The following is a 21,194-nucleotide window of genomic DNA, read 5'->3' on the forward strand; positions in this document are numbered from 1 at the left end:
TAAAAGTGAGAAGTGGTTGATTTCGTGAGACTCTGTTTCGCGAACGCCGGGGATACAGCACCGCCAATCCCCGTACTTCCTTCTCCCCTTGCGGGAGAAGGTGTCGCCGGAGGCGACGGATGAGGGGTCGATAGTCCTGTCGGCCCGGCGCCCAGCATCCACCGCCCCAGCAGCGTCTCCGTCCATCAACCCCTCACCCGACCCGCTGCGCGGGCCACCCTCTCCCGCAAGGGGAGAGGGGGTTACGCATCGGGGGCCGCCTTTCATCTCTCGGCGCTCCCCGTGCGAGGCATCAGCGCGATCATCCCCTCGGTCCTGGCCCGAACTTCCGGCGACCCGAGGCAGCTGACCATCGCGTCATAGCCTGGGGCCCCCGGAGCGATCCGAACCGTGAAGGGCGGTGCGTGGTTGGCCGGGCAGAAGATCACGGCCTCATCCGGGGTGGCTTCTGACGGATCAAGGATGGCGGAGGATCGGGTCAGCATGAACAGCGGCGGCCGTTCGTGGCCGCGCCGGCGCAGATCGGAGATCACCGCCTGCTGCGTGGCTTCGTCGAGCCCTTGTTCGATCATGTCGATAACCAGACGGTTCGATCGGCCCTGTTCCAGGCCGATGACGAGTGCGCGCAGGGCGTCGGATTCAGACGCGCCGTCCTCCACAAGCCACGCGAGCGACGCCTCGACGCGCTCGCGCAATTCGGAGTCAGCCCGCACGGCTTGCTCCGTTTCCTCGCGGCGCTCGAGACGATCCAGCCCCAGGAAGACGCCGCCGGGCAGATGCCGAGCCAGCATCTGGGCCAACCTCGTCTTGCCGCTGCCGAGCGGTCCGACAATGTAGTTAAGCGCCCGGACGCCACGCACCTCGAACCATTCTCCGCCCCAAGGCCATGGGAGATTGAAGCCCGCGATCGCTGCGGTGGGGGCCGCCGCCAAGTTGGCGAGATCCAGCACGGCGGGCATCTCGCCCCGCGCCAGGGCGCGCCTGAGAGCGTTGATTCGCTCCAGTCGCTGGCTGAGTTGACCGAACTCCAATTCCAGCCGGGTTTGCAGAGCGCCCAGCGCCGGCTCAAGGCCATCGGCGACGCCGCTCATGACACGTTCCACCTGCCTGAGGCTGAACCCCAGCGACCGCAGGGCGACGATCTCGGCGGCGCGTCGGACATCGTCCGGTCCGTAGGCGCGCCAGCCCGCGGCGTTTCTGGTCGGCCGCAAGAGGCCGCGCTCCTCGTAGAGGCGAAGCGCCTTGGCTGAAATGCCGAGGCGCCGGGCGGCTTCGGACGGGCTGAGGACATCGACGGACGCACGCATGACTCACCCCGCTGTTGCTGGCCGTCACTTCTATGAGGCCGGCCCCAGGGGACGGGTCAAGGCGCCCGCTCACCTTTGCCGATCGCCCGGCGCGTCCCGCTAAACCCGCAGATCCGCCGTCACCGGCGCGTGGTCGCTGGGTCGTTCCCATTCGCGGACGTCGTCGTGGACCCGCGAGCTGACCTTGCCGTCCAGGATCGCGGCCTCGCGCAGGCCGGGGCTGGCCAGGATGTGGTCCAGGCGCAGGCCGCGGTTGGACTTGCGGAAGTCGGCGGCGCGGTAGCTCCACCATGAGAACAGCTTTTCGGGCTCGGGCGTGGCCAGGCGCGGCAGGTCGAGGAAGTTCATCGAGGTCATCAGCGCCTCGAAGGCTTCGAGCTCGATCGGCGTGTGGCTGACGATCTTCGACATCTGGCGGTGGCTCCAGACGTCGTTCTCGCCGGGGGCGACGTTCAGGTCGCCGGTCACGATCAACGGGGCCTTGGGATCGCGGCGCTTCAGCGCGGCGGTCAGGGTCTCGTAGAAGTCCAGCTTGTGGTCGAACTTGGTGTTGACCGCTCGGTCGGGCACGTCGCCGCCGGCCGGGATATAGAAGTTCTGGATGTCGACGCCGGCTACCTTGACCGCGACGCAGCGGGCATGGCCTTCGCGGCAGTTCATCAGGGTCGGGACGTCCTCGAACGGCAGCCGCGAGGCGATGGCCACCCCGTGCCAACCCTTCTGGCCGGCGATCTTCAGGTACGGCAGGCCCATGGCCGCGAACGCCTCGCGCGGGAACTCGCCCTCCTGGCACTTGATCTCCTGCAGGCACAGGACGTCCGGGGCCTGCTCGTCGACGAAACGGGCGGCCTGCTCGGCGCGGAGGCGGACGGAATTGACGTTCCAGGTGGCGATACGGAGGCGCATGGCTTGGCTCTATCGCGGAACGCGCGCCCGGAAAAGAAAAACGCCCGGACGCATCGTTGCGTCCCGAGCCAACCGAAAGGTTGGCGACCAAGAAAAACGCCCGAGCGCATCGTTGCGCTCGGGCGAAAGTCTAGTCTCTCATGCCGCCACCGGGAGGGGATAGGATCCGGCACGGTTCGCGAAGAGCGGGTCGGTCGCTCATCGCCATGCGTGTTAAATATGCCACGTCAAAACTTTAAGTCAACCCCGAAGTCGGTTGATTCTTGCCTGTTGTGGTAATGTCACAATCGTTAAGCGCGCGAGCGCGCCAGGGTTAAGTGTGAGCGGTTAACCCGCCCGGGCGCGCGCTCACTCTTAAGACGATAGAGCCTGACCGGTTTAGATGGATCCATCTAAACCGGTCAGGCTCTAGGGCTTGCCGACCTTCCGGCGCGGGTCGGTCAGCACGAACAGCTTCGGATCCAGGCCCGAGGTCTCGGCGAAGTCGCTGAGCCGCACGCGGATCTGGCCACCCTTGATGTCGGTGACGGTCCAGCCCATCAGGGCGACCGGGCTGTTGGAGAAATCCAGCGAGATCCGGCCCAGCGCCTGGCGCTTGGCGTCCTGGGCCACGATCGTGAAGCCGTCGGCCAACGGGCGGATGTCGGTGATGACCACGCCACGATCGAGGCGGACCTCGCGGGCCAGCAGCAGGTTCAGCGGCGTCTTGCTGAGCGGATAGCTCTCATAGGTCTTTAGCCGGCTGTCGAAGATGTTGACGTTATTGCCGTTCGACACGACCAGCAGGCCGGCGGGCGGATCATAGGCGAACCGCGCCTTGCCCGGCCGCTGCAGATAGAAGGTCCCCTGGGTCTGGGTTCCGCGCTGATCGGTCTGCACGAAGTGACCCTTGGCCGAGGACAGGCCCTGGATATAGCCGGTGGCCTTGTCCAGCAGGACTTGCTGCTCGGCGGTCAGCTTGGCGGGGACCGGCGCGGTCTGGGCCAGGGCGCCAGACGCGAAAGAGGCTTGCGCGACGGCGGCGGCCAGGCCGGCCGCCAGCAGGATACGGCGTGTGGTCTTGCTCATACGGACTCCTTAGCGCCAACCTTCGCCCGCGCGAAGGCCGCCGCGAGGCCATTTTCCGGCGCTCCGATGAAGCGCCGTTCAGGTTGGCGGTGGGAAACGCGGGTGGAAAGGCGAAGGTTGCCGTTCTTCCACCTCCAAAAGTCCGACCTCCCCGGCGAAGGCCGGGGTCCAGGTTCATCCGGAGCGATTTGGGAGTTCGCGCCTTTGGCCCAGCCAAATTCATCAAACAAGGCGGGTTCGATCTGGGCCCCGGCTTTCGCCGGGGAGGTCGGATTTAAGGAGCCCTAAAGCGCCGGCGGCGGCGGGGCCAGGATCTCGCGCTTGCCGGCGTGGTTGGCGGCGCCGACGACGCCTTCCTTTTCCATCCGCTCCATCAGCGAGGCGGCGCGGTTGTAGCCGATCTGCAGGCGGCGCTGGATGTAGCTGGTCGAGGCCTTGCGGTCGCGGGTGACCACGGCCACGGCGTGGTCGTAGAGGTCGTTGGCCCCGCCCTCGCCGGCGAAGGCGCCCTCGATGGCCTCTTCCTGCTCTTCCTCGCCGCCGGCGGTGACTTCCTCCAGGTACTGGGGGATGCCCTGGTCGCGCAGGAACTTGGCGACCTGCTCGACTTCGCCGTCGGAGACAAAGGGACCGTGCAGGCGGGTGATGCGGCCGCCGCCGGCCATGTACAGCATGTCGCCCTGGCCCAGCAGCTGCTCGGCGCCTTGCTCGCCCAGGATGGTGCGGGCGTCGATCTTGCTGGTGACCTGGAAGCTGATCCGGGTCGGGAAGTTGGCCTTGATGGTGCCGGTGATCACGTCGACCGACGGGCGCTGGGTGGCCATGATCAGGTGGATGCCGGCGGCGCGGGCCATCTGGGCCAGGCGCTGGACGGCGCCTTCGATGTCCTTGCCGGCCACCATCATCAGGTCGGCGACCTCGTCGATGACCACGACCAGATAGGGCATGGCCTCGGGCCGAATCTGCTCGGTCTCGTAGATCGGGCGACCGGCGTCGTCGAAGCCCGTCTGCACGGTGCGCTCGAAGTGCTCACCCTTCTCCAGCGCCTCGTTGGCCTTTTCGTTATAGCCGCCGATGTTGCGCACGCCGATCTTGGACATCCGGCGATAGCGGTCCTCCATCTCGCGGACGGTCCATTTCAGGGCCACGACGGCCTTCTTCGGATCGGTCACGACGGGGGCCAAGAGGTGCGGGATGCCGTCATAGACCGACAGTTCCAGCATCTTGGGGTCGATCATGATGAAGCGGCACTTCTCGGGCGGCAGCTTGTACAGGATCGACAGGATCATGGCGTTGACGCCGACCGACTTGCCCGAGCCGGTGGTGCCGGCGATCAGCAGGTGGGGCATCTTGGCCAGGTCGGCGATATAGGGCTCGCCGCCGATGGTCTCGCCCAGGGCCATGGGCAGGATCTGGCTGGCCTTTTCGTAGTCCGAGCTGGACAGCAGGTCGCGCAGATAGACGGTCTCGCGGCGCGAATTGGGCATTTCGATGCCGATGGCGTTGCGGCCCTGAGCCACGGCGACGCGGCACGAGATCACGCTCATCGAGCGGGCGATGTCGTCGGCCAGGGCCACGACCCGGGCGGTCTTGACCCCCGGGGCCGGCACCAGCTCGTACATGGTGACCACCGGGCCGGGGCGGATCTGGTCGATCTGGCCCTTGACCCCGAACTCGGCCAGCACACTTTCCAGCAGGCGGGCGTTCTGGCGCAGGGCCCCGGCGTCGACTTCCGACGAGCGCGGCTTGGACTTGGCCAGCATGGCCAGCTCGGGCAGCTGGAAGCCGCCCTGTTCGTCGAAATCGAAGGCCTTCTGCTGCTCGCGCTGCTCGCGGCCGGATTCCTTGGGCACGGTCTTGGGCTTGGCGATCGCCATCGGGCGGGCGTCCAGCGAGTCCTCGAACGCGTCCTCCTCGTCCTGAACCGCGGGCGGCGGGGTGTAGGCGCGCTCGTTGGAGATTGGAGTCGGGGCGGCGACGACCGCGTCGTCCTCGGCTTCCAGTGGCGGCAGGCGGCCGGGACGGTCGCGCTTGGCCGGAGCCTCGGCCTTGTCCTTCTTGGCGCGGACCGGCTTGACCGCGGCGATGGGCTCGGGCTCGGGACGGGCGCGCGGCTGGAAGGCGTTGCTGACGGCGGCGTGGAGGGCGTCGGGATCGACTTCGCGCACGCCGATCGCGAAGCCCAGGGCGACGATGGCGGCGACGCCGAACAGGACGGCGGCGATGATCGTCGCGCCGGGAATGTGGGCGTAGCGCAGGACGCCGGCGACCATGTGCAGCAGGGCGTCGCCCCAGAAGCCGCCCAGGCCCTTTTCCAGCTGCCAGATGGCCGGCGGCGGCGGCGCGGCCAGGCTGGCCGACAGGGCCAGCAGCCCCAGGACGCCGACGACGGCCCGCTGGCGCAGGTCCTTGCGCTCGGCGTCCGGGTCGGCCTGGGCCACGCGGGTGACGCCGAACACCAGCATCAGCAAGGCGACCCCCCAGCCCGAAAGGCCAAGCGATTGCATCAAAAGGTCGGCGACCGCCGCGCCCGGACCGCCCAGGGCGTTGCGGGCCGGCTCGCCGGTGGCGGCGTTCAGGCTGGGGTCGGTGGCGTTGTAGGTGGCGATGGCCAGCAGCAGGATCGCCCCGATCACGGTGACGATCCCGCCCCGGAACCGGGCCGTCCAAGGCTGGACCCAGCCATAACGGAACGCGTCCCAGAGGAGCTCCGTCGTGGATCGCCGCGCGGCTCGCGCCATGAAAGTCTCCGAACTCAACTCGTCTCGCGACCCGCCAGAACGGGTCGAACCGCGATGTTGTGCCCGAAGAGCGTTAAGAGGCGTTTACGGCGTTCGTCAGGAAATGATTCACAACGTCGCGGGCTGCCGATGGCGCCGTGTCGCTAGGAGTGGGAAGGCGCCATCCGGAATCCCTCTCTCTGAGAGAGAGGGAGGGGCCCGCCGCGAAGCGGTGGGAGGGTGAGTGGTTTCACCGCTGGCCGGTGAAACACGACCTGTTTCGGTGGGCGTTCGCCAGGTCGAGGGCACGCCTTCGCCAATGCGGCCGCCGCCTTTGTCTCAGCTCGGTTCTGACAAGGTGTAACCACTCACCCTCCCACGCCTGCGGCGCGGGCCCCTCCCTCTCTCWAAGAGAGAGGGCGCCTAAGCCGCGTCGAACGCCACCGGGCCGCCCCAGAAGCCCTGGACCAGGCCGTTCTGCGGGCCCGGCGTTCCGGTGGTCAGGAACACGCGCTCGCCGCTCGTCCCGGCGTCATATTCCGGATGGCGCTCCAGATAGAGCTCCAGCGCGTCGGCGGTCGAGGCCGGCTGCTGGATCAGCGGCGTGCCGGCCGGCAAGGCGGCGCGGAAGATATCGGCGATGATCTCGTAGTGGGTGCAGCCCAGCACCACGCGGTCGGGGAAACGGCCGATGCGGGTCTTCAGGGCCAGGACGTGGCTTTCGACGGCCTTGGCCAGCTCGACGACGCTGGCGTCCTGTTCGATCAGCGGCACCAGCTCCGGGCAGGGTTCGGAAAACACCGCCAGGTCCTGCTTGCGCTTGTCGATCTCGATCTCATAGACGCGCGAGCGCACCGTGGCCGGGGTGGCGAACACGCCCAGCACGTCCAGCTGCTCGACCTTCTCGCCCCGCCGCTCGGCCTCGTGCTCCCAAGGCAGGCCGGTGGCCTTCTCGATGGTCGGGACGATGATGCCCAGGATGTTGACCGGCCGGCCCAGCTGCTTGCGATAGCCGGGCAGCCAGGTCTGCTGCAGGCGGCGCAGCGCGATGGCCGAGGCGGTGTTGCAGGCCAGGACCACCAGGCTGGCGCCGCGCTCGAACAGGCGCTCGCAGCCGGCCTTGGTCAGGTCGACGATGTCCTCGCCGGTCCGCACGCCGTAGGGCGCGTTGGCCTGGTCGGCCAGATAGGTGAAGTCCGCCTGGGGCAGACGCTGCACGAGGGCGCGGTGGACCGTGAGGCCGCCGACGCCGGAGTCGAAGACGCCGATCATATGTCAGCTTTAGCGGCCGCTGGGGCTTCCGTCCACGCGGCTCACGGCTTGGCCGTCGGGCACGGCCCGGCGGCGCAAGCGAGGGTCTTGGGCTTGGCGGTCTTGCCCCGCTTGGCGGCCGGCTTGGCCCGCCGCTTGGCCGCCATGTCGTCCAGCAGGTTGGGCGCGTCGCGATAGGCGGCAGGCTTGGCGGCGCCCCGAATCGTCGGGTCCGCCTGGTCAGCGGCCGATTGGGGAGCGGCCATCACGGCCAGGCTGATGATCAGGGCGATCGACATGGTCGAACTCTAGCCATCGGCTGGCGATACGTCATCTCTCGTCGAAGGTTACGGTCCTGTCATGTGACGGCTTTGGAACCATGCCCTAGGGTCCCGTCCAAATCTTCACCGGAGACACTCCGTGCAACGTCGTACGTTCCTGGCTTCGGCCGCCGCCACCGGCGCGGTCGCCGCCCTCAATCCGAGCTTGTCCATGGCCCAAGGCAGCAATCCGCTTACCCAGAAATGGACCGGCCCCTATGGCGGTCTGCCCGCCTTCGACAAGGTCAAGGTCGTCGACTTCAAGCCGGCCATCGAGGCCGCCATGGCCAAGAACCTGGCCGAGATCGACGCGATCACCGCCAACAAGGCCGCGCCGACCTTCGATAACACCATCGCGGCGCTGGAAGACGCCGGCCGCACGCTGGGCGACGTCCAGACCTATTACTACATCTGGGGCGGCAATATGAGCACGCCGGACTTCCAGGTCGTCGAAGCCGAGATGGACCCCAAGCTGTCGGCCCACAGCGACAAGATCACCCAGAACGCCGCCCTCTTCGCCCGCATCGAGGCGGTCTACAATTCGCCGGGCAAGGCCAAGCTGACGCCCGAGCAGCAGCGGGTGCTGTGGATCTACTACACCAACTTCGTTCGGGCCGGCGCCAAGCTGGACGCGGCGGCCAAGGCCCGCGTCGGGGCGATCAACACCGAGCTGGCCGGCCTGTTCACCAAGTTCAGCCAGAACCTGCTGGCCGACGAGAACACCTGGATCGAGCTGTCGGACGCCGACCTGGCCGGCCTGCCCGAGGGCCTGAAGGCCGCCGCCGCCTCGAACGCCGCGGCGCGCAAGCTGCCGGGCAAGTTTATCGTCGTGAACACCCGCTCCAGCGTCGATCCGTTCCTGACCGAGTCGCCGGTCCGCGCCGCCCGCGAAAAGGTCTGGCGCGCCTTCGTCAACCGCGGCGACAACGGTGGGGCGACCGACAACAACGCGATCATCGCCAAGATCCTGAAGCTGCGCGTCGAGCGGGCCAAGCTTCTGGGCTACAAGACCCACGCCCACTGGCGCCTCGAAAATTCCATGGCCAAGACGCCCGAGAACGCCATGGGCCTGATGGAGGCGGTCTGGAAGCCGGCCATCGCCCAGGTCGCCATCGACGTCGCCGACATGCAGGCGATCATCGACAAGGAAGCCGCCCAAAGCAAAGAAGGGGGCTTCAAGCTGGAGCCCTGGGACTACCGCTTCTATGCCGAGAAGGTCCGCAAGGCGAAGTACGACCTCGATATGAACGAGGTGAAGCCCTACCTGCAGCTGGACAAGCTGCGCGAGGGCATGTTCTGGGCCGCCGGCCAGCTGTACGGTTTCGAGTTCAAGAAGCTGTCGGGCATCCCTGTCTATCACGAGGACATCACCGTCTATGAGGTGACGCGGGCCGGTAAGCACGTGGGCCTGTGGTACTTCGACCCCTATGCCCGTGAGGGCAAGCGCTCGGGCGCCTGGATGAACGCCTACCGCACCCAGGAGCGGTTCTCGAAGACCGTGGGGGGCGAGGTCACCACGCTGGTGTCCAACAATTCCAACTTCATCAAGGGCAAGCCCGGCGAGCCGCTGCTGATCTCGTGGGACGACGCCACCACCCTGTTCCACGAGTTCGGCCATGCCCTGCACGGGCTGAACGCCAACGCCACCTATCCGACGGTGTCGGGCACCAACGTGGCCCGCGACTATGTCGAGTTCCCCAGCCAGCTGAACGAGCACTGGCTGCCGACGAAAGAGGTGCTGAACCAGTTCGCCCTGCACTACCAGACCGGCAAGCCGATCCCGCAGGCCCTGGTCGACAAGATCGAGGCGGCCGACAAGTTCGGCCAGGGCTTCGGTACGACCGAATATCTGGCCAGCGCCCTGATCGACATGAAGCTGCACCTGGCCGGCGACGTCGACATCGATCCGGACAAGTTCGAGCGCGAGGAGCTGACCAAGCTGAACATGCCCAAGGAGATCGTCATGCGGCACCGCACGCCGCAGTTCGGTCACGTGTTCTCGGGCGACGGCTATTCGGCCGGCTACTACAGCTATCTGTGGGCCGACACCCTGACCGCCGACGTCGCCGAGGCCTTCCAGGAGGCGCCGGGCGGCTTCTACGACAAGCCGACCGCCAAGCGGCTGTACGAGACCATCATGTCCAAGGGCAACGCGGTCGACCCCGTCGACCAGTTCCGCGCCTTCCGCGGCCGCGACGTCAAGATCGGCGCCCTGATGCGCCATCGGGGTTTCCCGGTCCCGCCGGGGGCCTGATCACCGGGTTTCCCTCTCCCCTTGCGGGAGAGGGTCGCCCGAAGGGCCGGGTGAGGGGTTGAAGACAGGATCCGCCGCGACAGCCTGACCGCCGTCGCGGCGGTTCTCATTGTGCGACCCCTCATCCGTCGCCTAGCGGCGACACCTTCTCCCGCAAGGGGAGAAGGACTAAATGGGCTCAGGGGCTGAAGGAGTATTCATGGTCGCGTCGAAGCTCGTTCCTCTGGCCCTTGCCTTGGCCTTCGCGGCCCCTGCCCTCGCCCAGACCCCGCCGCCGCCGGTGGTGAACCTTGGCCAAGCGCCCGCCCAGGACGAGAGCGCGGTGGTCGCCGAGCTGACCATCGTCGCCAAGCCGCCCGGCCCTGCCGTCTGGCTGGTCGAGAAGGACGGCGCCAAGCTCTACATCCTCGGCGCGGCCCCGCCCCTGCCCCATCAGCTGAAGTGGGAAAGCCCGCGGCTGAACAAGGCGCTGGACAAGGCCAGCCTGGTGCTGGTCCCGCCCCAGGCCTCGGTCGGCGTCACCCAGATCGCCGGCTTCATCTTCAAGTTCGGCGGCGGCCTGCGCCAGCCGGCGGGCAAGAATCTGGAAGACCAGCTGCCGCCCGACCTGAAGGCGCGGTTCGTCGAGTCGCGCAACCAGGCCCGCAAGGGCGCCGGCGAGTACAAGAACTGGAAGCCGGCCGTGGCCGGGTTCCTGCTGCTGTCGGATTTCCGTCAGGCGGCCGGCCTTTCCGAAGCCAAGCCGGTCAGCACGATCGAACGCATGGCCAAGGCCCGCAAGCTGAAGGTCAAGGCCGTCGGCCAGTACCGGATGAGCGCGGTGACCACGATCGCCTCCAAGCTCTCGGACGACGATCAGCTCTATTGCCTGCGCGTGGCCCTGGACGAGATCGCCTATGACGGCGCCCACTCGACCACGATCGGGCGCGACTGGGCCGACGGCGACCTGGGCTCGGTTCGCGCCCGCTATCGGGCCAGCGCCGCCCAGCGCTGCCTGCTGCGCGCACCCGGCGGCCCGGCCCTGCTGGAGAAGGGCGTCGGCCAGACGACCGACGCCATGATCGAGGCCTTGAAGCGCCCCGGCGTCACCGTGGCGGTGGTCGATCTGGGCTTCCTACTGCCGGCCAACGGGGTGCTGGACCGCCTGAAGGCCGGTGGCGCGACGGTGAGCTCGCCGATCGAGTAAGGGCCCGGTTCTTGACGGCCTCCTCCCCTGCCCTCAGCGTCGGCGCGAGGTTCGGGAGGGAGATGACCATGAAGACGATGAGCACCCTGGGGATCGCTACGGCCGCCTTGGCGCTGATGGCCGCCGGTGGCGCGCGGGCCGGGGTGGTCGATGCCCAGGCCAACGGTTTCGAGGTCCGGCACGAGGTGGTGGTGGCCGCCCCAGCCAGCGCCGTGTGGGCGACCCTGGTGCAGCCGTCGAAATGGTGGGCGTCGGCCCACACCTGGTCGGGCTCGGCCGCCAACCTGTCGCTGGGCGCGGCCTCGGGCGGGTGTTTCTGCGAGCGACTGCCCAACGGCGGCTCGGTGCTGCACATGACCACGGTCTACGCCGCGCCGGGCCAAAAGCTGGTGCTGTCGGGGGCGCTTGGCCCGTTGCAGAATTCGGGCGCGAGCGGGGCCCTGACCTTCCTGCTCGCCGAGAAGGACGGCCGGACCACGGTGACCGTCACCTACGACGTCGGCGGCTATTTCAAGGGCGGCCTGGACAAGATCGCCGGCCCGGTGGACGGGGTGATCGGCCAGCAGGTCGCGGGGCTGAAGGCGGCGGCGGAGGGGGCGAGGTAGGCCCAAACAGCAAAAAACCTCGTCATCCCGGGCGGCGTAGCCGACCCGGGACCCAGGGGTCGCCGCACTGCGGTTGCCCTGGGTCCCGGCTCTCCGCTTCGCTACGGCCGGGATGACGAGGTTTATTTGGCTTGAGTTGCCCTCAGCCCGCTTCGGCCAGACCCTCGTCCGAGGCGCCGAGCAGGGCCATCTGCAGGCGCGAGCGGTCGCGGCGGGCCGCTTCCAGGGCGCCTTCGGCCAGGGCGGCTTCCGAGGTGAGGCGTTCGATCGTGGCCTGCAGCTCGGCGACCTTGTCCTCGTGCTCGCGGCGCAGCTGGTCCTGGGACTCCTGCATGGCGTCGAGACGGGTGCGCAGCTGCTGGGCCCGCTCCTCGGCGCGCTTCATGGCCTTTTCCTGGGCCACGGCGTTCTTGGCCAGCTGGTCGGCGCGCTCGATGGCGGTGGCGCGGGCGGTGTCGACGCCGGCGTGGCGCTGACGCAGGCCGTCCGAGTCTTCCTCCAGCGTGCGGATCCGGTCGAGGGCGCGCTCCAGGGCGACGTTGAGGTCGCCGGCGCGGCGTTCGACGGCCTTCTGGTGGGCGCTGGACTCGGCCAGACGGGCCGAGATCTGGCCGTTCATCTCTTCCAGCTTGTCGGCGCGGCCGGTGGCGGTCTCCAGACGGGTCTGCAGGGCCGAGATCTCGGCGCGAGCGCCCTCGACCTGGCTTTCCAGGCCGCGGATGACGCGGCCGCTGTCGGTCTGGTGGGCCGCGAGAGCGTTCTCGATCGCCTGGACGCGGGCGCGTTCGCCGGCCAGCTGGGCCTCCAGGTCGGTCTCGATGCGCGAGAGGCGGGCCACGTCCAGGCCGGCCTGGTCGACGCGCTTCTTCAGGGTCGCGGTTTCCTCGCCCAGCAGGGCGTTGTCCTGGTTGGCGCGGGCCAGGGCGGCCTCGGCGTCGCCGCGGCGGGCGTCGATGTCCTGGGCCTGGGTCCGCAGGCTTTCGACGTCCTGGACCAGGTGCTCGATGCGGGCGGTGGCGTCGCGCAGGGAGGCGTCGAGGCTGGAGACCTTCAGGTCCGACTGCAGCAGGGCGTTGCGCAGGCGGTCGATCTCGAGCGCGTTGTCTTCGAGGGCCGCGTCCTGGGTCTGGCGACGGGCGTCGGATTCGCCGAGGGCGGTTTCGGCGGCGGCCAGGCGGGCGGACACTTCGCGCTCCTCGGCCTGGATCTGGGCGATGACCCGCTGGGCTTGCTCGAAGTTGGCGCGCAGGGCGATCAGTTCGGAGTGCTCGCTGCGGCGGGCCTCGAACTCCTGGGCGACGGGGCCGCGGATCTCGGCGATCAGCGGCTCGATGGCCTTCAGGTGCTCCATGACCCGGCCGATGCTGTCGAGACCGCCGTGGATGGTCTCGTAGCGCTGACCGATCGCCTGGGTGGATTCGATCTGGTGTTGCACGGTCTCGATCCGGGTTTCCTCACCCAGAACGATCGGCTTGCCGTTCTTGTTCTCGCGAGAATTCTTCGACAGGAGTCTCATCTAGCCCACCTTCGCCCCATGCGAGCCCGCCGCGTCCTCAAGAACGCCTTGCGGAAACCGCGAATCTCTTACCCAGAGGTTAACAACTTAGTTTACGGACAAGATGAATGTCGAGGGGCGCACGCCGTGACCGGACGTCGCGGACTGGCCTTAAACGCCCGAAAACTGGGGACGATCCACGGTTTCGATCGCCAGCACCCGGGCGACGGCGTTTACAACCGCCGCGATCCGCAGAGCGGCTTGCACCTGGACCGGCTGGACGTCGCGCGCGCGCAGGGTCGCCTCGTGGTCGTCCAGGCACGCGCCGCACCCGTTGATCGCCGACACCGCCACGCACCACAGCTCGTAGTCGACCGTGTCGACGCCCGGATGATGGGTCAGCCGGTTCATGCGCAGGCGCGACGGCAAGGCCTTGTATTCCGGGGCTTCCATCAGGTGCAGGGCGCGGAAATAGACGTTGTTCATGGCCATGATCGCGGCTGCGGTCCGCGCCGCCTCGAAGGCGTCCGGCGATAAGCCGGCCTCGCGAGCCGCGACATTGATCGCGGTCAGGGTCTCCGGCTCGCCGGCCGCGCAGGCGCTGGCGACGAAACAGCCCCACTTGGCTTGGTCCGACAGCAAGGTCTCATCGGCCAGGACCGAAAGATTGGCCCCGATGTCCTTGGCGTAGGCGGGCAGCTGGGCGCGCAGGGCCGCGATCGGCATGGGAGGGCTCCGTCCATGGACCTGCGGCTTAGCATCGGGAGGCGCGTTCGTCCCGGTCCGCGCCGTGGGGAGGGGGAGACGCGGGCGGACCGGGACTGGGCTGGATGTCCGGCGGCGGTGGGGGAGAAACGCCGGAACATCACCGTGCGTTTTGAGTACGCCTGGCCGCTTCAGCGATCCAATCGATAGTTTTTTGCTTCTCGATAGATCCGACCTATATAGCGGCCATGATCCTCCCGACCCTCCGCCAGCTGCAATATCTGAAGCTCCTGTCCGAGCACGGCTCGTTCAGTCGGGCCGCCGACGGCGCCTTCGTCACCCAGCCGACCTTGTCGGCCGGCATCCAGGAGCTGGAGAAGATCCTGGGCGCGCCGGTCGTGGACCGGGCCCGCTCGGGTGTGATCCTGACCGCCGCCGGCCAGGAGGCGGTGCGCCGGGCCGAGGACATCCTGACCCGGACCGAGGACCTGGTGCAGGCCGCCCGCGGCGCGGGCCAGCCGCTGGCCGGCCGCTTCCGCCTCGGCGTGATCCCGACCGTGGCCCCCTATCTGCTGCCGCGCGCCCTGCCCGTCCTGCGCGACCGCTTTCCGAAGCTGAAGCTGTTCCTGCGCGAGGACCTGACCCAACGCCTGATCGCGGCCTTGAAGAGCGGGGCCCTGGACGCGGCCCTGATCGCCCTGCCCTACGACATGAGCGGCTTGGACTGGGCCCATGTCGAGGACGACGAGCTGCTGGCCGCCGCCCCGGCCAACCACCCGATGGCGGCTTCGACCCGGGTTGATCCCGACAGCCTGCGCGGCGAGGACCTGATCCTGCTGGAGGACGGCCACTGCCTGCGCGACCACGCCCTGGCCGCCTGCGGCCTGGAACCGCCCAAGGGCGTCGGCGAGGACGAGAGCTTCGCGGCCACGTCGTTGCCGACCCTGGTGCAGATGATCGGCTCGGGCCTGGGCGTCTCGTTCTTGCCGGCCATGGCGATCGAGGCGGGCCTGACCGACAAGACCGCAATCACCATCCGGCCGCTGGCCACCGCGCATCCCAGCCGCGAGATCGTCGTGGCCTGGCGCGCCGGATCGAGCCGCGGCGTCGAGGGCAAGCTGCTGGCGGAAACCCTGAGAGAGGCGCCTTAACGCGCGCCCAGCTTGGTCCGCGCGGCGATCTCGACCTTGTCGAGGCCCTTCAGGGTGTCGTTGGCCGACTCCAGCATCCGGTTGAAGGTCCGCAGGTCGGTGGTGTCGATCTTGCGAATGGCCTTCTCGCGCGACCATTCCAGGCCGATCAGCTGGCCCAGGCGACAGGCCTTGGGCAGAACGGCGATGCGCTCGGCCGGGCCGCCCTTGATCTGCAGCTTGCCGACCACGTCGTTCCAGTTCGGCGAGCCGGGGATGCACAGCGGCAGGTGATCGCAGGTTCCGGTCCAGAACCGCCGGTACCAACGCTCGTGCTCGGGCGTGTCGTAGCGGCTGGGCGCCGCGCCCACCAGGCTCTGGCAGTCGGCGCGGACATAGGACTGGGCCTGGGCGCTTTCCGCCACGAAAAGGCCCGCCGCCAGCAGCGCGGCGGCCACGATTCTAGACCGCATGGGAGATCGGTCCCTCGGCCCGGCCTTCGACGAACTGGCGGACATAGGGGTTGTCGGTGGTGCGCAGCTCGGCGGCCGGGCCGCGCCAGATGATCTTGCCGTCGTGCAGCATGGCGATCTCGTCGCCGATCGTCTGGGCCGAGGCCAGGTCGTGGGTGATCGACACGGCGGTCGAGCCCAGGCGCCGCACCTGGTCGGAGATCAGCTGGTTGATCGCCGCGGCGGTGATCGGGTCCAGGCCCGTGGTCGGTTCGTCGAAGAACAGGATCTCCGGCCGGGCGACGACGGCGCGGGCCAGGCCGGCGCGCTTCTGCATGCCGCCCGACAGCTCCGAGGGGAAGCGGTCGGCCACCGCCGGGGCCAGGCGCACCTGGTCCAGGGCCTCGATCGCCCGCTCGCGGGCTTCCTTGCGCGGCACGCCGTCGGCGTTGATCAGGCGGAAGGCGACGTTCTCCCAGACGGTCAGGCTGTCGAACAGGGCCGCGCCCTGGAACAGCACGCCGATCCGCGAGAACAGCTTGCGGCGCGCGCCTTCCGACAGGCCGACGACGTTCTTGCCGTCCAGCTCGATCTTGCCGGCCTCGGGGCGCATCAGGCCCAGGGCGGTCTTGATGGTCACCGACTTGCCCTGGCCCGAGCCGCCGATGATCACCAGCGACTTGCCCGGCGCGACCGAAAGGTCGAGGCCGTCCAGGACCGCGCGGCCGTCGAAGCGCTTGGTCACGCCCTTCCAAGCGAGTTTGGGAACGGCGTCGGTCATTGGGCCGCGTGCGTGAAGAAGGTGGTCAGGAGATAGTCGGAGGCAAAGATCAGGATCGCCGACGACACCACCGCGTGGGTGGTGGCCCGGCCGACGCCGCGCGCCCCGCCCGAGGCGTTGTAGCCGTGATAGCAGCCCATCAGCGCCACGATGAAACCGAACACCGCCGCCTTGATCAGGCCGGAGACGACGTCCCAGGCCTGCAGGAAGTCGAGGGTGTTGCGGATGTAGACGGTCGGGCTGAACTCCAGCACCCGCGTGGCCACCAGCCAGCCGCCGGCCACGCCGATGGTGTCGGCGACGGCGGTCAGCAGCGGCAGCATCAACACGCCGGCCAGCAGGCGCGGGCCCACGAGGTAACGGAACGGGTCCGTCGACAGGGTGCGCATGGCGTCGATCTGCTCGGTGGCGCGCATGGCCCCGATCTCGGCGGCGATGGCGGCCGAGACGCGTCCGGCCAGCATCAGGGCGGCCAGCACGGGGCCCAGCTCGCGGGTGATGCCCAGGGCGACGATCTGCGGCATCACCTGCTCGGCGTTGAAGCGCCCGCCGCCCGTGAAGATGTTCAGGGCCAGGGCCGCGCCGGTGAAGACGGCGGTCAGGCCCACCACCGGCAGCGAGAAGAAGCCGATGGCCACGATCTGGCGCCACAGCTGGCTCAGGAACCAGGGCGGGGTCAGGGCGGCGGCGACGCCGCGCACGGCGAACACGCCCACCGACCCGACCATGCGGACGGCGGCCAGGGTCGAGCGCCCGAGGACCTGAATAGGGTTGGCGACCCGCCGGGCCGCCTCGGCCGCGGCCATGTCAGTAGCTCTCGGCCGGCTGCGTGGCCGGATTGGCCGGCGCGGGGGTCGAGGATGCGGCCGCGTCACTCGAGCCGCCCCCAGAACCACCCCCTTGGGGACGGATCACAGAGCCGATCAGGCCGAAGATGTCGACCGCGCCCTGGGTGTTCTCGATCTCGCCGCCCGGCTTGAGGTCGTCCAGCGAAGCGCCCGGGGCGATGGCGACATGGGCGCCGCCCAGCAGGCCGTCGCTGGTGATCTTGGCGGTGGAGTCGGCCGGCAGCTTGACCGTCGGGTCGATGCTCAGCTTGGCCACGGCCAGATAGGTCTTCGGCTCCAGGGTGACTTGCGAGACCGTGCCGACCTTGACGCCGGCCACGCTGACCGCCGCCCCGGGGGCCAGCGAGCCGGCTTCACCGAACTTGGCGCTGATCTCATAGTTGCCGCGCTTGGTGGCGACGCCGCCCACGCTCAGCGAATAGGTCAGGAACGCCGCCGCCAGGGCGAGGACGACGACGCCCATGGCCGTCTCGGCCCATTGTTCGCGCAAGGTCATATCCCCTTTGAGTCTAGAGCCCCGGATCGCCTAGCGGCGACCCGAAGATCCCGAACCGTTCTTCTGGAGCTGATTGATCAGCACGTCGATGTTGCCGCCGGCGTTGTCGATCGTCGAGACGAAGTCCTGCTGCTGGGTGATGGCCAGCCAGATGCCCTTGAACTGCACGTCGACCACCTTCCAGTTCTGGCCGCCGCCCAGCACGCGCCAGGAGACCGGCAGGGGCTGGGTGATCTGGCCGCCCGAGATGACGGTGTTGACGATCACGTCGCCAGGCTTGCGGACGACCGAGCCGGTCACCTTCAGCTGCTCGCCGCGATAGTCGTCGATGCGGCTCTGATAGACGTTTTCGGCATAGGTCCGGAAGACCGCCGCGAAGCGGGCCTTCTGGTCCGGGGTGATGGTGCGGGCGTACTTGCCCAGCACGAAGTTGGTGACGCGCGGCACGTCGGCCAGCTCGTCCACCGCCTGGTGGAAGACCTGCTTCTTCTGCGCTTCGCTCATGCCCTTGTTGGCCAGAATGGTGACGACGCGCTGGGCCTTGGTCTGAACGAAGGCTTCGGCGCCGGGGTCACGGGCCTGGGCCGCGAGGGCCGGGCTGGCGACGGCGAGGGCCGCGGCCCCGAAGAACGCCAAAAGCGCGGCGTTGGCGCCGCGCCGGGTGAAGAGGGTGTTTTTCATGGTCTTACCGGGGGAGGTCATGGTTTGGGAGCCGCCGCCTTGCGAGGAGTCGGAGTCGCGGGCGGCGTGTCGAAATCGGGCAGTTCCTGGGCCTCGCCGGTCGCCTCGCGGATGAAGGCCTCGCGGTACTGGGTATAGGCCGAGCGGGCGGTGACATAGGGGTCCGCGGCGTCCTTCAGCGCGTGGAAGGCCGGGTCGGTCTGGGCCCGCAGATCGACGATGGTGACGCCGGTGCGAGCCTTGCCGAAATCGGTGTCGAAGCCGCCGACGAACATCGAAACCGGGTCGGTGACGACATCCAGCACACGGCCGACGCCGTCGCGGACATTCAGCGGACCCATGGCCGGCACATAGACATAGGCGCCGGGGGCCGCGCCCCAGACACCGAAGGTCTGGCCGAAGTCGGCGCCGCGCGGGGGCAGGTGCATCTTGGCGGCCACGTCGAACAGGCCCAGCACGCCGACCGTCGAATTGACGACGAAGCGGGCGGTCGAGCGCATGGCCCGCTTGGGCTTGCCTTGCAGCACGTGGTTCATGACCGTGTTCGGCTCGCCCAGATTATAGACGGCCGAGCTGACGCGGTTGCGGATCACCTTGGGCGTGACGGCGATATAGCCGTGGGTCACGGGCGACAGCACCACGTGGTCAAGACCCATGCTCAGCTTGAACGAAGCGCGGTTCAGGCCCTCCAGCGGATCGTTGGCCGTCTGGACGGACGCGTCGCCGGACGCGGCCGGCGCGGGGACCGTCGGGATCTGGTCCTCGGCGTGGGCGGCGGGCGCGAGCGCCAGCAGGCCGGCGGCCACGGCGAGGCCAGCGGCGGCGAAACGCCGTCCGGCGGCCATCTGGCCCGGGCTTTGATCCTGGTCGCGCAAGCTCATGCTCCTGCTTCTCACAGGCGCCATGTATTCACGACGCCTTCCGTATCAAGATTGAAACGCACTATTTCCGGTGACGCTCGCCGCGTGTTGCACGGAAGACGCTCGTTTTGGACGGGGCCGGGTGCAAAACGGTGATTCGATCCGAGACGCCAGACCGCCGGTTTCGCCCCTCCACATCCGACACGATCAGATATATCGGAAATAGCTCTTGACCAGCAACCAATCCGATATATCTATTGTTCCGATATAACGAAATAGGATCTGAAACACACATGTTTGGACGACATCAACATCACCACCGCGGCCACTGGCGCGGTCACGGCGACGAGCATCATGGCCGTCATCCGTTCGGCTTCCACGGCGGCCTGCATCACGGGGGTCTCCATGGGGGGCCGCGCGGTCGCGGCGGCCGCATGGGCCGGTTCTTCGACCATGGCGACCTGCGCTTCGTGGTGCTCAAGCTGATCGCCGAGAAGCCCAGCCACGGCTACGAGCTGATCAAGGCTATCGAGACCGCGGCCGGCGGCGCCTACAGCCCCAGCCCGGGCGTGGTCTATCCGACCCTGACCCTGCTGGAAGAGCTGGGCTACGTCACCGCCAGCGACGCCGGCGGCGGCAAGAAGCTCTACACCATCACCCCCGAGGGCGAGACCTTCCTGGCCAGCAACGAACAGCCGGTCCGCTCGTTGTTCGAGCGGATGGCCGAAGCCGCCTCGGCCAGCGCGGCCTTCTCGCCACAGATCCTGCGGGCCCGCGAGAACCTGAAGACGGCGCTGCGGCTGAAGCTGCACGGCGGTCAGCTGACGGCCGAGCAGATCAGCGCCATCGCCAAGGCGCTGGACGACGCCGCCACCGCCATCGAGACGATCTGACGTCGGCGACGAGAGGGACAGCCATGGAAAGCCACGCTCGCGTCGCCACCGAAAGGGCGGCCCGCTACATGACCCAGCTGGCCAAGCACTGGAGCCACAAGTTCGAGGTCCGTTACGACGAGACCTCGGCCTTGTTCCCGCTGCCGCTGGGAACCTGCCGGATGACGGCCCATCCGGATGGCCTGGACATCACGATCGAGGCGGCCGACCTGGAAGACCTGGCCCGGATGGAAGACGTCGTGGCCAAGCACCTGGACCGCTTCGCCTTCCGCGAAGGCGAGCTGCGCTACGGCTGGACCCGCGCCTGGCCGGCCGGCGGCGTGGATCCGAGCGCGATCCGGATCAACGCCGTCCACTGAAGGGCCCGGAACCAATCGACATTCACTGCGAATAGAATTCCCCCGCCTTCCTGGGCCTTGTGCCCAGGACCCAGGGTTCCGCTTCGACAGAATTGAGGTCGGGTTCACGGTCTTTCGGCCGCGCGGACCCAAAGAGTCCACGCCCGCCTCGAACTTGGGTCCTGGGCACAAGGCCCAGGAAGGCAGTGGGTTTTGTCCCTGCCCCAGATGAATGTCGACAGGCTCTAGCTGAAAGGCTTGAACGGCTGATCGACCGAGGCGACGACGCGGCCGGCCGCGTCGAACGCCACGGCGATCAGGCCCGGCTTCTCGCGGAACGGCATCTGGTCGTCGTTGCCGAAGAAGGTCTGCCACCAGCGGCCGGCCTTGTCGCGGAACAGGTTGCCGCCGCCGCCGCCCGGCGGGCCTTCGTGACGCCCGGCATAGGGCCCCAGCAGCTTGTCGGACGAGGCGAACCAGAACGAATAGCGGCCTTCGTCCTTGTTGCAGGCCCCGGCGTAGTACTTGCCATTGGCCTTGAAGAAGGTCGCGCCCTCGAAGCCGACCCGGCGCAACGGCTGGCCGTTCTTCTTCGCCTTGGGATCGATGCCCGAGTCGTCGAACACCAGGTCCTGCCAGTCGCCGGCGAAGTCGCTGAAGTCGGGCTTGATCTCGCGGATCCGCTGGCCGGCGCCCCACGACAGATAGACCTTGCCGTCGTCGTCCTGGAACAGGGTGGAATCGATCCCGCCCTTGATCGGCTGGTCCGACAGGACGTGGGCATAGGGGCCTTCGGGCCGCTTGGTCGTGCTGCGCAGCACGCCGATGCCGACGCCGCTGATGCAGTGGCAGATGTAATAGTTGCCGCCGATGAAATGGATCTCCGGCGCCCATAGTG

21 protein-coding genes and 1 pseudogene are annotated in these 21,194 nt (G+C 68.3%); 6 read left to right on the forward strand and 16 right to left on the reverse strand.

The features are described 5' to 3' along the window. Nucleotides 1-263: 263 nt before the first annotated feature. The 6 genes from AC1DSO_RS16315 to AC1DSO_RS16340 all read right to left on the reverse strand — a co-directional run bounded on the left by AC1DSO_RS16315 (nt 264) and on the right by AC1DSO_RS16340 (nt 7,551). Nucleotides 264-1,307, reverse strand: a complete 1,044-nt coding sequence (locus AC1DSO_RS16315) for a MerR family transcriptional regulator (RefSeq protein ID WP_477069818.1) — start codon at nt 1,305-1,307, stop codon at nt 264-266. A gap of 99 nt (nt 1,308-1,406) precedes the next feature. Continuing rightward, on the reverse strand, nt 1,407-2,213 hold the full coding sequence (gene xth / locus AC1DSO_RS16320; protein ID WP_477069819.1) for an exodeoxyribonuclease III: 807 nt from the start codon (nt 2,211-2,213) through the stop codon (nt 1,407-1,409). 408 nt (nt 2,214-2,621) lie between these two features. Next, on the reverse strand, nt 2,622-3,281 hold the full coding sequence (locus AC1DSO_RS16325; protein ID WP_477069820.1) for an outer-membrane lipoprotein carrier protein LolA: 660 nt from the start codon (nt 3,279-3,281) through the stop codon (nt 2,622-2,624). A 284-nt stretch (nt 3,282-3,565) separates the two neighbouring features. Continuing rightward, a complete protein-coding gene (locus tag AC1DSO_RS16330; RefSeq protein ID WP_477069821.1) occupies nt 3,566-6,040 on the reverse strand; it encodes an FtsK/SpoIIIE family DNA translocase in 2,475 nt (824 codons plus the stop codon). A gap of 384 nt (nt 6,041-6,424) precedes the next feature. After that, complete coding sequence (locus AC1DSO_RS16335) at nt 6,425-7,273, reverse strand: glutamate racemase (protein ID WP_477069822.1); 849 nt, start codon at nt 7,271-7,273, stop codon at nt 6,425-6,427. A gap of 41 nt (nt 7,274-7,314) precedes the next feature. Then, nucleotides 7,315-7,551, reverse strand: coding sequence for a hypothetical protein (locus AC1DSO_RS16340; RefSeq protein ID WP_477069823.1), 237 nt, complete (start codon nt 7,549-7,551; stop codon nt 7,315-7,317). A gap of 121 nt (nt 7,552-7,672) precedes the next feature. Between AC1DSO_RS16340 and AC1DSO_RS16345 the strand changes: the two genes are divergently transcribed. From AC1DSO_RS16345 to AC1DSO_RS16355, 3 genes are all read left to right on the forward strand, one after another. Then, a complete protein-coding gene (locus tag AC1DSO_RS16345) occupies nt 7,673-9,826 on the forward strand; it encodes a M3 family metallopeptidase (protein WP_477069824.1) in 2,154 nt (717 codons plus the stop codon). A 199-nt stretch (nt 9,827-10,025) separates the two neighbouring features. Continuing rightward, nucleotides 10,026-11,012 (forward strand): TraB/GumN family protein, encoded by a 987-nt coding sequence (locus tag AC1DSO_RS16350; protein ID WP_477069825.1) that lies wholly within the window; start codon nt 10,026-10,028, stop codon nt 11,010-11,012. Between the two features lie 68 nt (nt 11,013-11,080). Beyond that, nucleotides 11,081-11,617, forward strand: coding sequence for an SRPBCC family protein (locus tag AC1DSO_RS16355; protein ID WP_477069826.1), 537 nt, complete (start codon nt 11,081-11,083; stop codon nt 11,615-11,617). Nucleotides 11,618-11,655: 38 nt separating this feature from the next. Here the strand turns inward: AC1DSO_RS16355 and AC1DSO_RS16360 are convergent. The 3 genes and pseudogenes from AC1DSO_RS16360 to ahpD all read right to left on the reverse strand — a co-directional run. Further along, nucleotides 11,656-11,732: pseudogene (locus AC1DSO_RS16360) on the reverse strand (hypothetical protein); the annotation flags it as partial. A 27-nt stretch (nt 11,733-11,759) separates the two neighbouring features. After that, nucleotides 11,760-13,133 (reverse strand): crescentin, encoded by a 1,374-nt coding sequence (gene creS / locus AC1DSO_RS16365; RefSeq protein WP_477069827.1) that lies wholly within the window; start codon nt 13,131-13,133, stop codon nt 11,760-11,762. A gap of 150 nt (nt 13,134-13,283) precedes the next feature. Continuing rightward, nucleotides 13,284-13,838 carry an alkylhydroperoxidase, AhpD family gene (gene ahpD / locus AC1DSO_RS16370; RefSeq protein WP_477069828.1) on the reverse strand — a complete coding sequence of 185 codons (555 nt, stop codon included), beginning with the start codon at nt 13,836-13,838 and terminating at the stop codon, nt 13,284-13,286. A gap of 227 nt (nt 13,839-14,065) precedes the next feature. On the opposite strand from ahpD, the gene AC1DSO_RS16375 reads away from it, so the two are divergent. Continuing rightward, on the forward strand, nt 14,066-14,968 hold the full coding sequence (locus AC1DSO_RS16375; RefSeq protein ID WP_477069829.1) for a hydrogen peroxide-inducible genes activator: 903 nt from the start codon (nt 14,066-14,068) through the stop codon (nt 14,966-14,968). Here the strand turns inward: AC1DSO_RS16375 and AC1DSO_RS16380 are convergent. From AC1DSO_RS16380 to AC1DSO_RS16405, 6 genes are read right to left on the reverse strand one after another with little or no spacing between them, the layout of a single operon-like run. After that, entirely contained in the window at nt 14,965-15,420 is a 456-nt protein-coding gene (locus tag AC1DSO_RS16380) for a hypothetical protein (RefSeq protein WP_477069830.1), read from the reverse strand. The genes AC1DSO_RS16375 and AC1DSO_RS16380 overlap by 4 nt on opposite strands. Beyond that, the gene (locus AC1DSO_RS16385) at nt 15,410-16,180 is read right to left on the reverse strand and encodes an ABC transporter ATP-binding protein (RefSeq protein WP_056053755.1); all 771 of its coding nucleotides are present in this window, start codon (nt 16,178-16,180) and stop codon (nt 15,410-15,412) included. The genes AC1DSO_RS16380 and AC1DSO_RS16385 overlap by 11 nt, the downstream gene beginning before the upstream one ends. Continuing rightward, nucleotides 16,177-16,986 (reverse strand): MlaE family ABC transporter permease, encoded by an 810-nt coding sequence (locus AC1DSO_RS16390; RefSeq protein WP_477069831.1) that lies wholly within the window; start codon nt 16,984-16,986, stop codon nt 16,177-16,179. Before AC1DSO_RS16390 ends, AC1DSO_RS16385 begins: the two co-directional genes overlap by 4 nt. 1 nt (nt 16,987) lies before the next feature. Next, nucleotides 16,988-17,524: an outer membrane lipid asymmetry maintenance protein MlaD gene (gene mlaD, locus AC1DSO_RS16395; RefSeq protein WP_477069832.1), complete on the reverse strand. Its 537-nt coding sequence runs from the start codon at nt 17,522-17,524 to the stop codon at nt 16,988-16,990. Between the two features lie 30 nt (nt 17,525-17,554). Further along, a complete protein-coding gene (locus AC1DSO_RS16400) occupies nt 17,555-18,226 on the reverse strand; it encodes an MlaC/ttg2D family ABC transporter substrate-binding protein (RefSeq protein WP_477069833.1) in 672 nt (223 codons plus the stop codon). After that, entirely contained in the window at nt 18,223-19,110 is an 888-nt protein-coding gene (locus tag AC1DSO_RS16405) for an MlaA family lipoprotein (protein WP_477069834.1), read from the reverse strand. Before AC1DSO_RS16405 ends, AC1DSO_RS16400 begins: the two co-directional genes overlap by 4 nt. A gap of 248 nt (nt 19,111-19,358) precedes the next feature. Here AC1DSO_RS16405 and AC1DSO_RS16410 point away from each other — a divergent pair, with 248 nt between their 5' ends. Together AC1DSO_RS16410 and AC1DSO_RS16415 are read left to right on the forward strand one after the other, a co-directional pair. After that, entirely contained in the window at nt 19,359-19,958 is a 600-nt protein-coding gene (locus AC1DSO_RS16410) for a PadR family transcriptional regulator (RefSeq protein ID WP_477069835.1), read from the forward strand. Nucleotides 19,959-19,981: 23 nt separating this feature from the next. Further along, nucleotides 19,982-20,317 carry a DUF2218 domain-containing protein gene (locus AC1DSO_RS16415; RefSeq protein WP_477069836.1) on the forward strand — a complete coding sequence of 112 codons (336 nt, stop codon included), beginning with the start codon at nt 19,982-19,984 and terminating at the stop codon, nt 20,315-20,317. Nucleotides 20,318-20,541: 224 nt separating this feature from the next. Here AC1DSO_RS16415 and AC1DSO_RS16420 read toward each other — a convergent pair. Continuing rightward, nucleotides 20,542-21,194, reverse strand: a 653-nt coding sequence (locus AC1DSO_RS16420; RefSeq protein ID WP_477069837.1) for a family 43 glycosylhydrolase, incomplete at its 5' end; no start/stop codon positions are given.

It is taken from the genome of Caulobacter sp. P4_E5, from assembly GCF_056401555.1.

What these genes read in the sequence shown, in the direction of transcription:
- AC1DSO_RS16350 (WP_477069825.1), top strand. Translation starts at nt 10,026, where the DNA reads ATGGTCGCGTCGAAGCTCGTTCCTCTGGCCCTTGCCTTGGCCTTCGCG.
- AC1DSO_RS16415 (WP_477069836.1), top strand. Translation starts at nt 19,982, where the DNA reads ATGGAAAGCCACGCTCGCGTCGCCACCGAAAGGGCGGCCCGCTACATG.
- creS (WP_477069827.1), bottom strand. Translation starts at nt 13,133, where the DNA reads ATGAGACTCCTGTCGAAGAATTCTCGCGAGAACAAGAACGGCAAGCCG.
- AC1DSO_RS16335 (WP_477069822.1), bottom strand. Translation starts at nt 7,273, where the DNA reads ATGATCGGCGTCTTCGACTCCGGCGTCGGCGGCCTCACGGTCCACCGC.
- AC1DSO_RS16315 (WP_477069818.1), bottom strand. Translation starts at nt 1,307, where the DNA reads ATGCGTGCGTCCGTCGATGTCCTCAGCCCGTCCGAAGCCGCCCGGCGC.
- AC1DSO_RS16380 (WP_477069830.1), bottom strand. Translation starts at nt 15,420, where the DNA reads ATGCGGTCTAGAATCGTGGCCGCCGCGCTGCTGGCGGCGGGCCTTTTC.
- AC1DSO_RS16375 (WP_477069829.1), top strand. Translation starts at nt 14,066, where the DNA reads ATGATCCTCCCGACCCTCCGCCAGCTGCAATATCTGAAGCTCCTGTCC.
- AC1DSO_RS16410 (WP_477069835.1), top strand. Translation starts at nt 19,359, where the DNA reads ATGTTTGGACGACATCAACATCACCACCGCGGCCACTGGCGCGGTCAC.
- AC1DSO_RS16340 (WP_477069823.1), bottom strand. Translation starts at nt 7,551, where the DNA reads ATGTCGATCGCCCTGATCATCAGCCTGGCCGTGATGGCCGCTCCCCAA.
- AC1DSO_RS16385 (WP_056053755.1), bottom strand. Translation starts at nt 16,180, where the DNA reads ATGACCGACGCCGTTCCCAAACTCGCTTGGAAGGGCGTGACCAAGCGC.
- AC1DSO_RS16390 (WP_477069831.1), bottom strand. Translation starts at nt 16,986, where the DNA reads ATGGCCGCGGCCGAGGCGGCCCGGCGGGTCGCCAACCCTATTCAGGTC.
- ahpD (WP_477069828.1), bottom strand. Translation starts at nt 13,838, where the DNA reads ATGCCGATCGCGGCCCTGCGCGCCCAGCTGCCCGCCTACGCCAAGGAC.
- AC1DSO_RS16355 (WP_477069826.1), top strand. Translation starts at nt 11,081, where the DNA reads ATGAAGACGATGAGCACCCTGGGGATCGCTACGGCCGCCTTGGCGCTG.
- mlaD (WP_477069832.1), bottom strand. Translation starts at nt 17,524, where the DNA reads ATGACCTTGCGCGAACAATGGGCCGAGACGGCCATGGGCGTCGTCGTC.
- AC1DSO_RS16325 (WP_477069820.1), bottom strand. Translation starts at nt 3,281, where the DNA reads ATGAGCAAGACCACACGCCGTATCCTGCTGGCGGCCGGCCTGGCCGCC.
- xth (WP_477069819.1), bottom strand. Translation starts at nt 2,213, where the DNA reads ATGCGCCTCCGTATCGCCACCTGGAACGTCAATTCCGTCCGCCTCCGC.
- AC1DSO_RS16405 (WP_477069834.1), bottom strand. Translation starts at nt 19,110, where the DNA reads ATGGCGCCTGTGAGAAGCAGGAGCATGAGCTTGCGCGACCAGGATCAA.
- AC1DSO_RS16400 (WP_477069833.1), bottom strand. Translation starts at nt 18,226, where the DNA reads ATGACCTCCCCCGGTAAGACCATGAAAAACACCCTCTTCACCCGGCGC.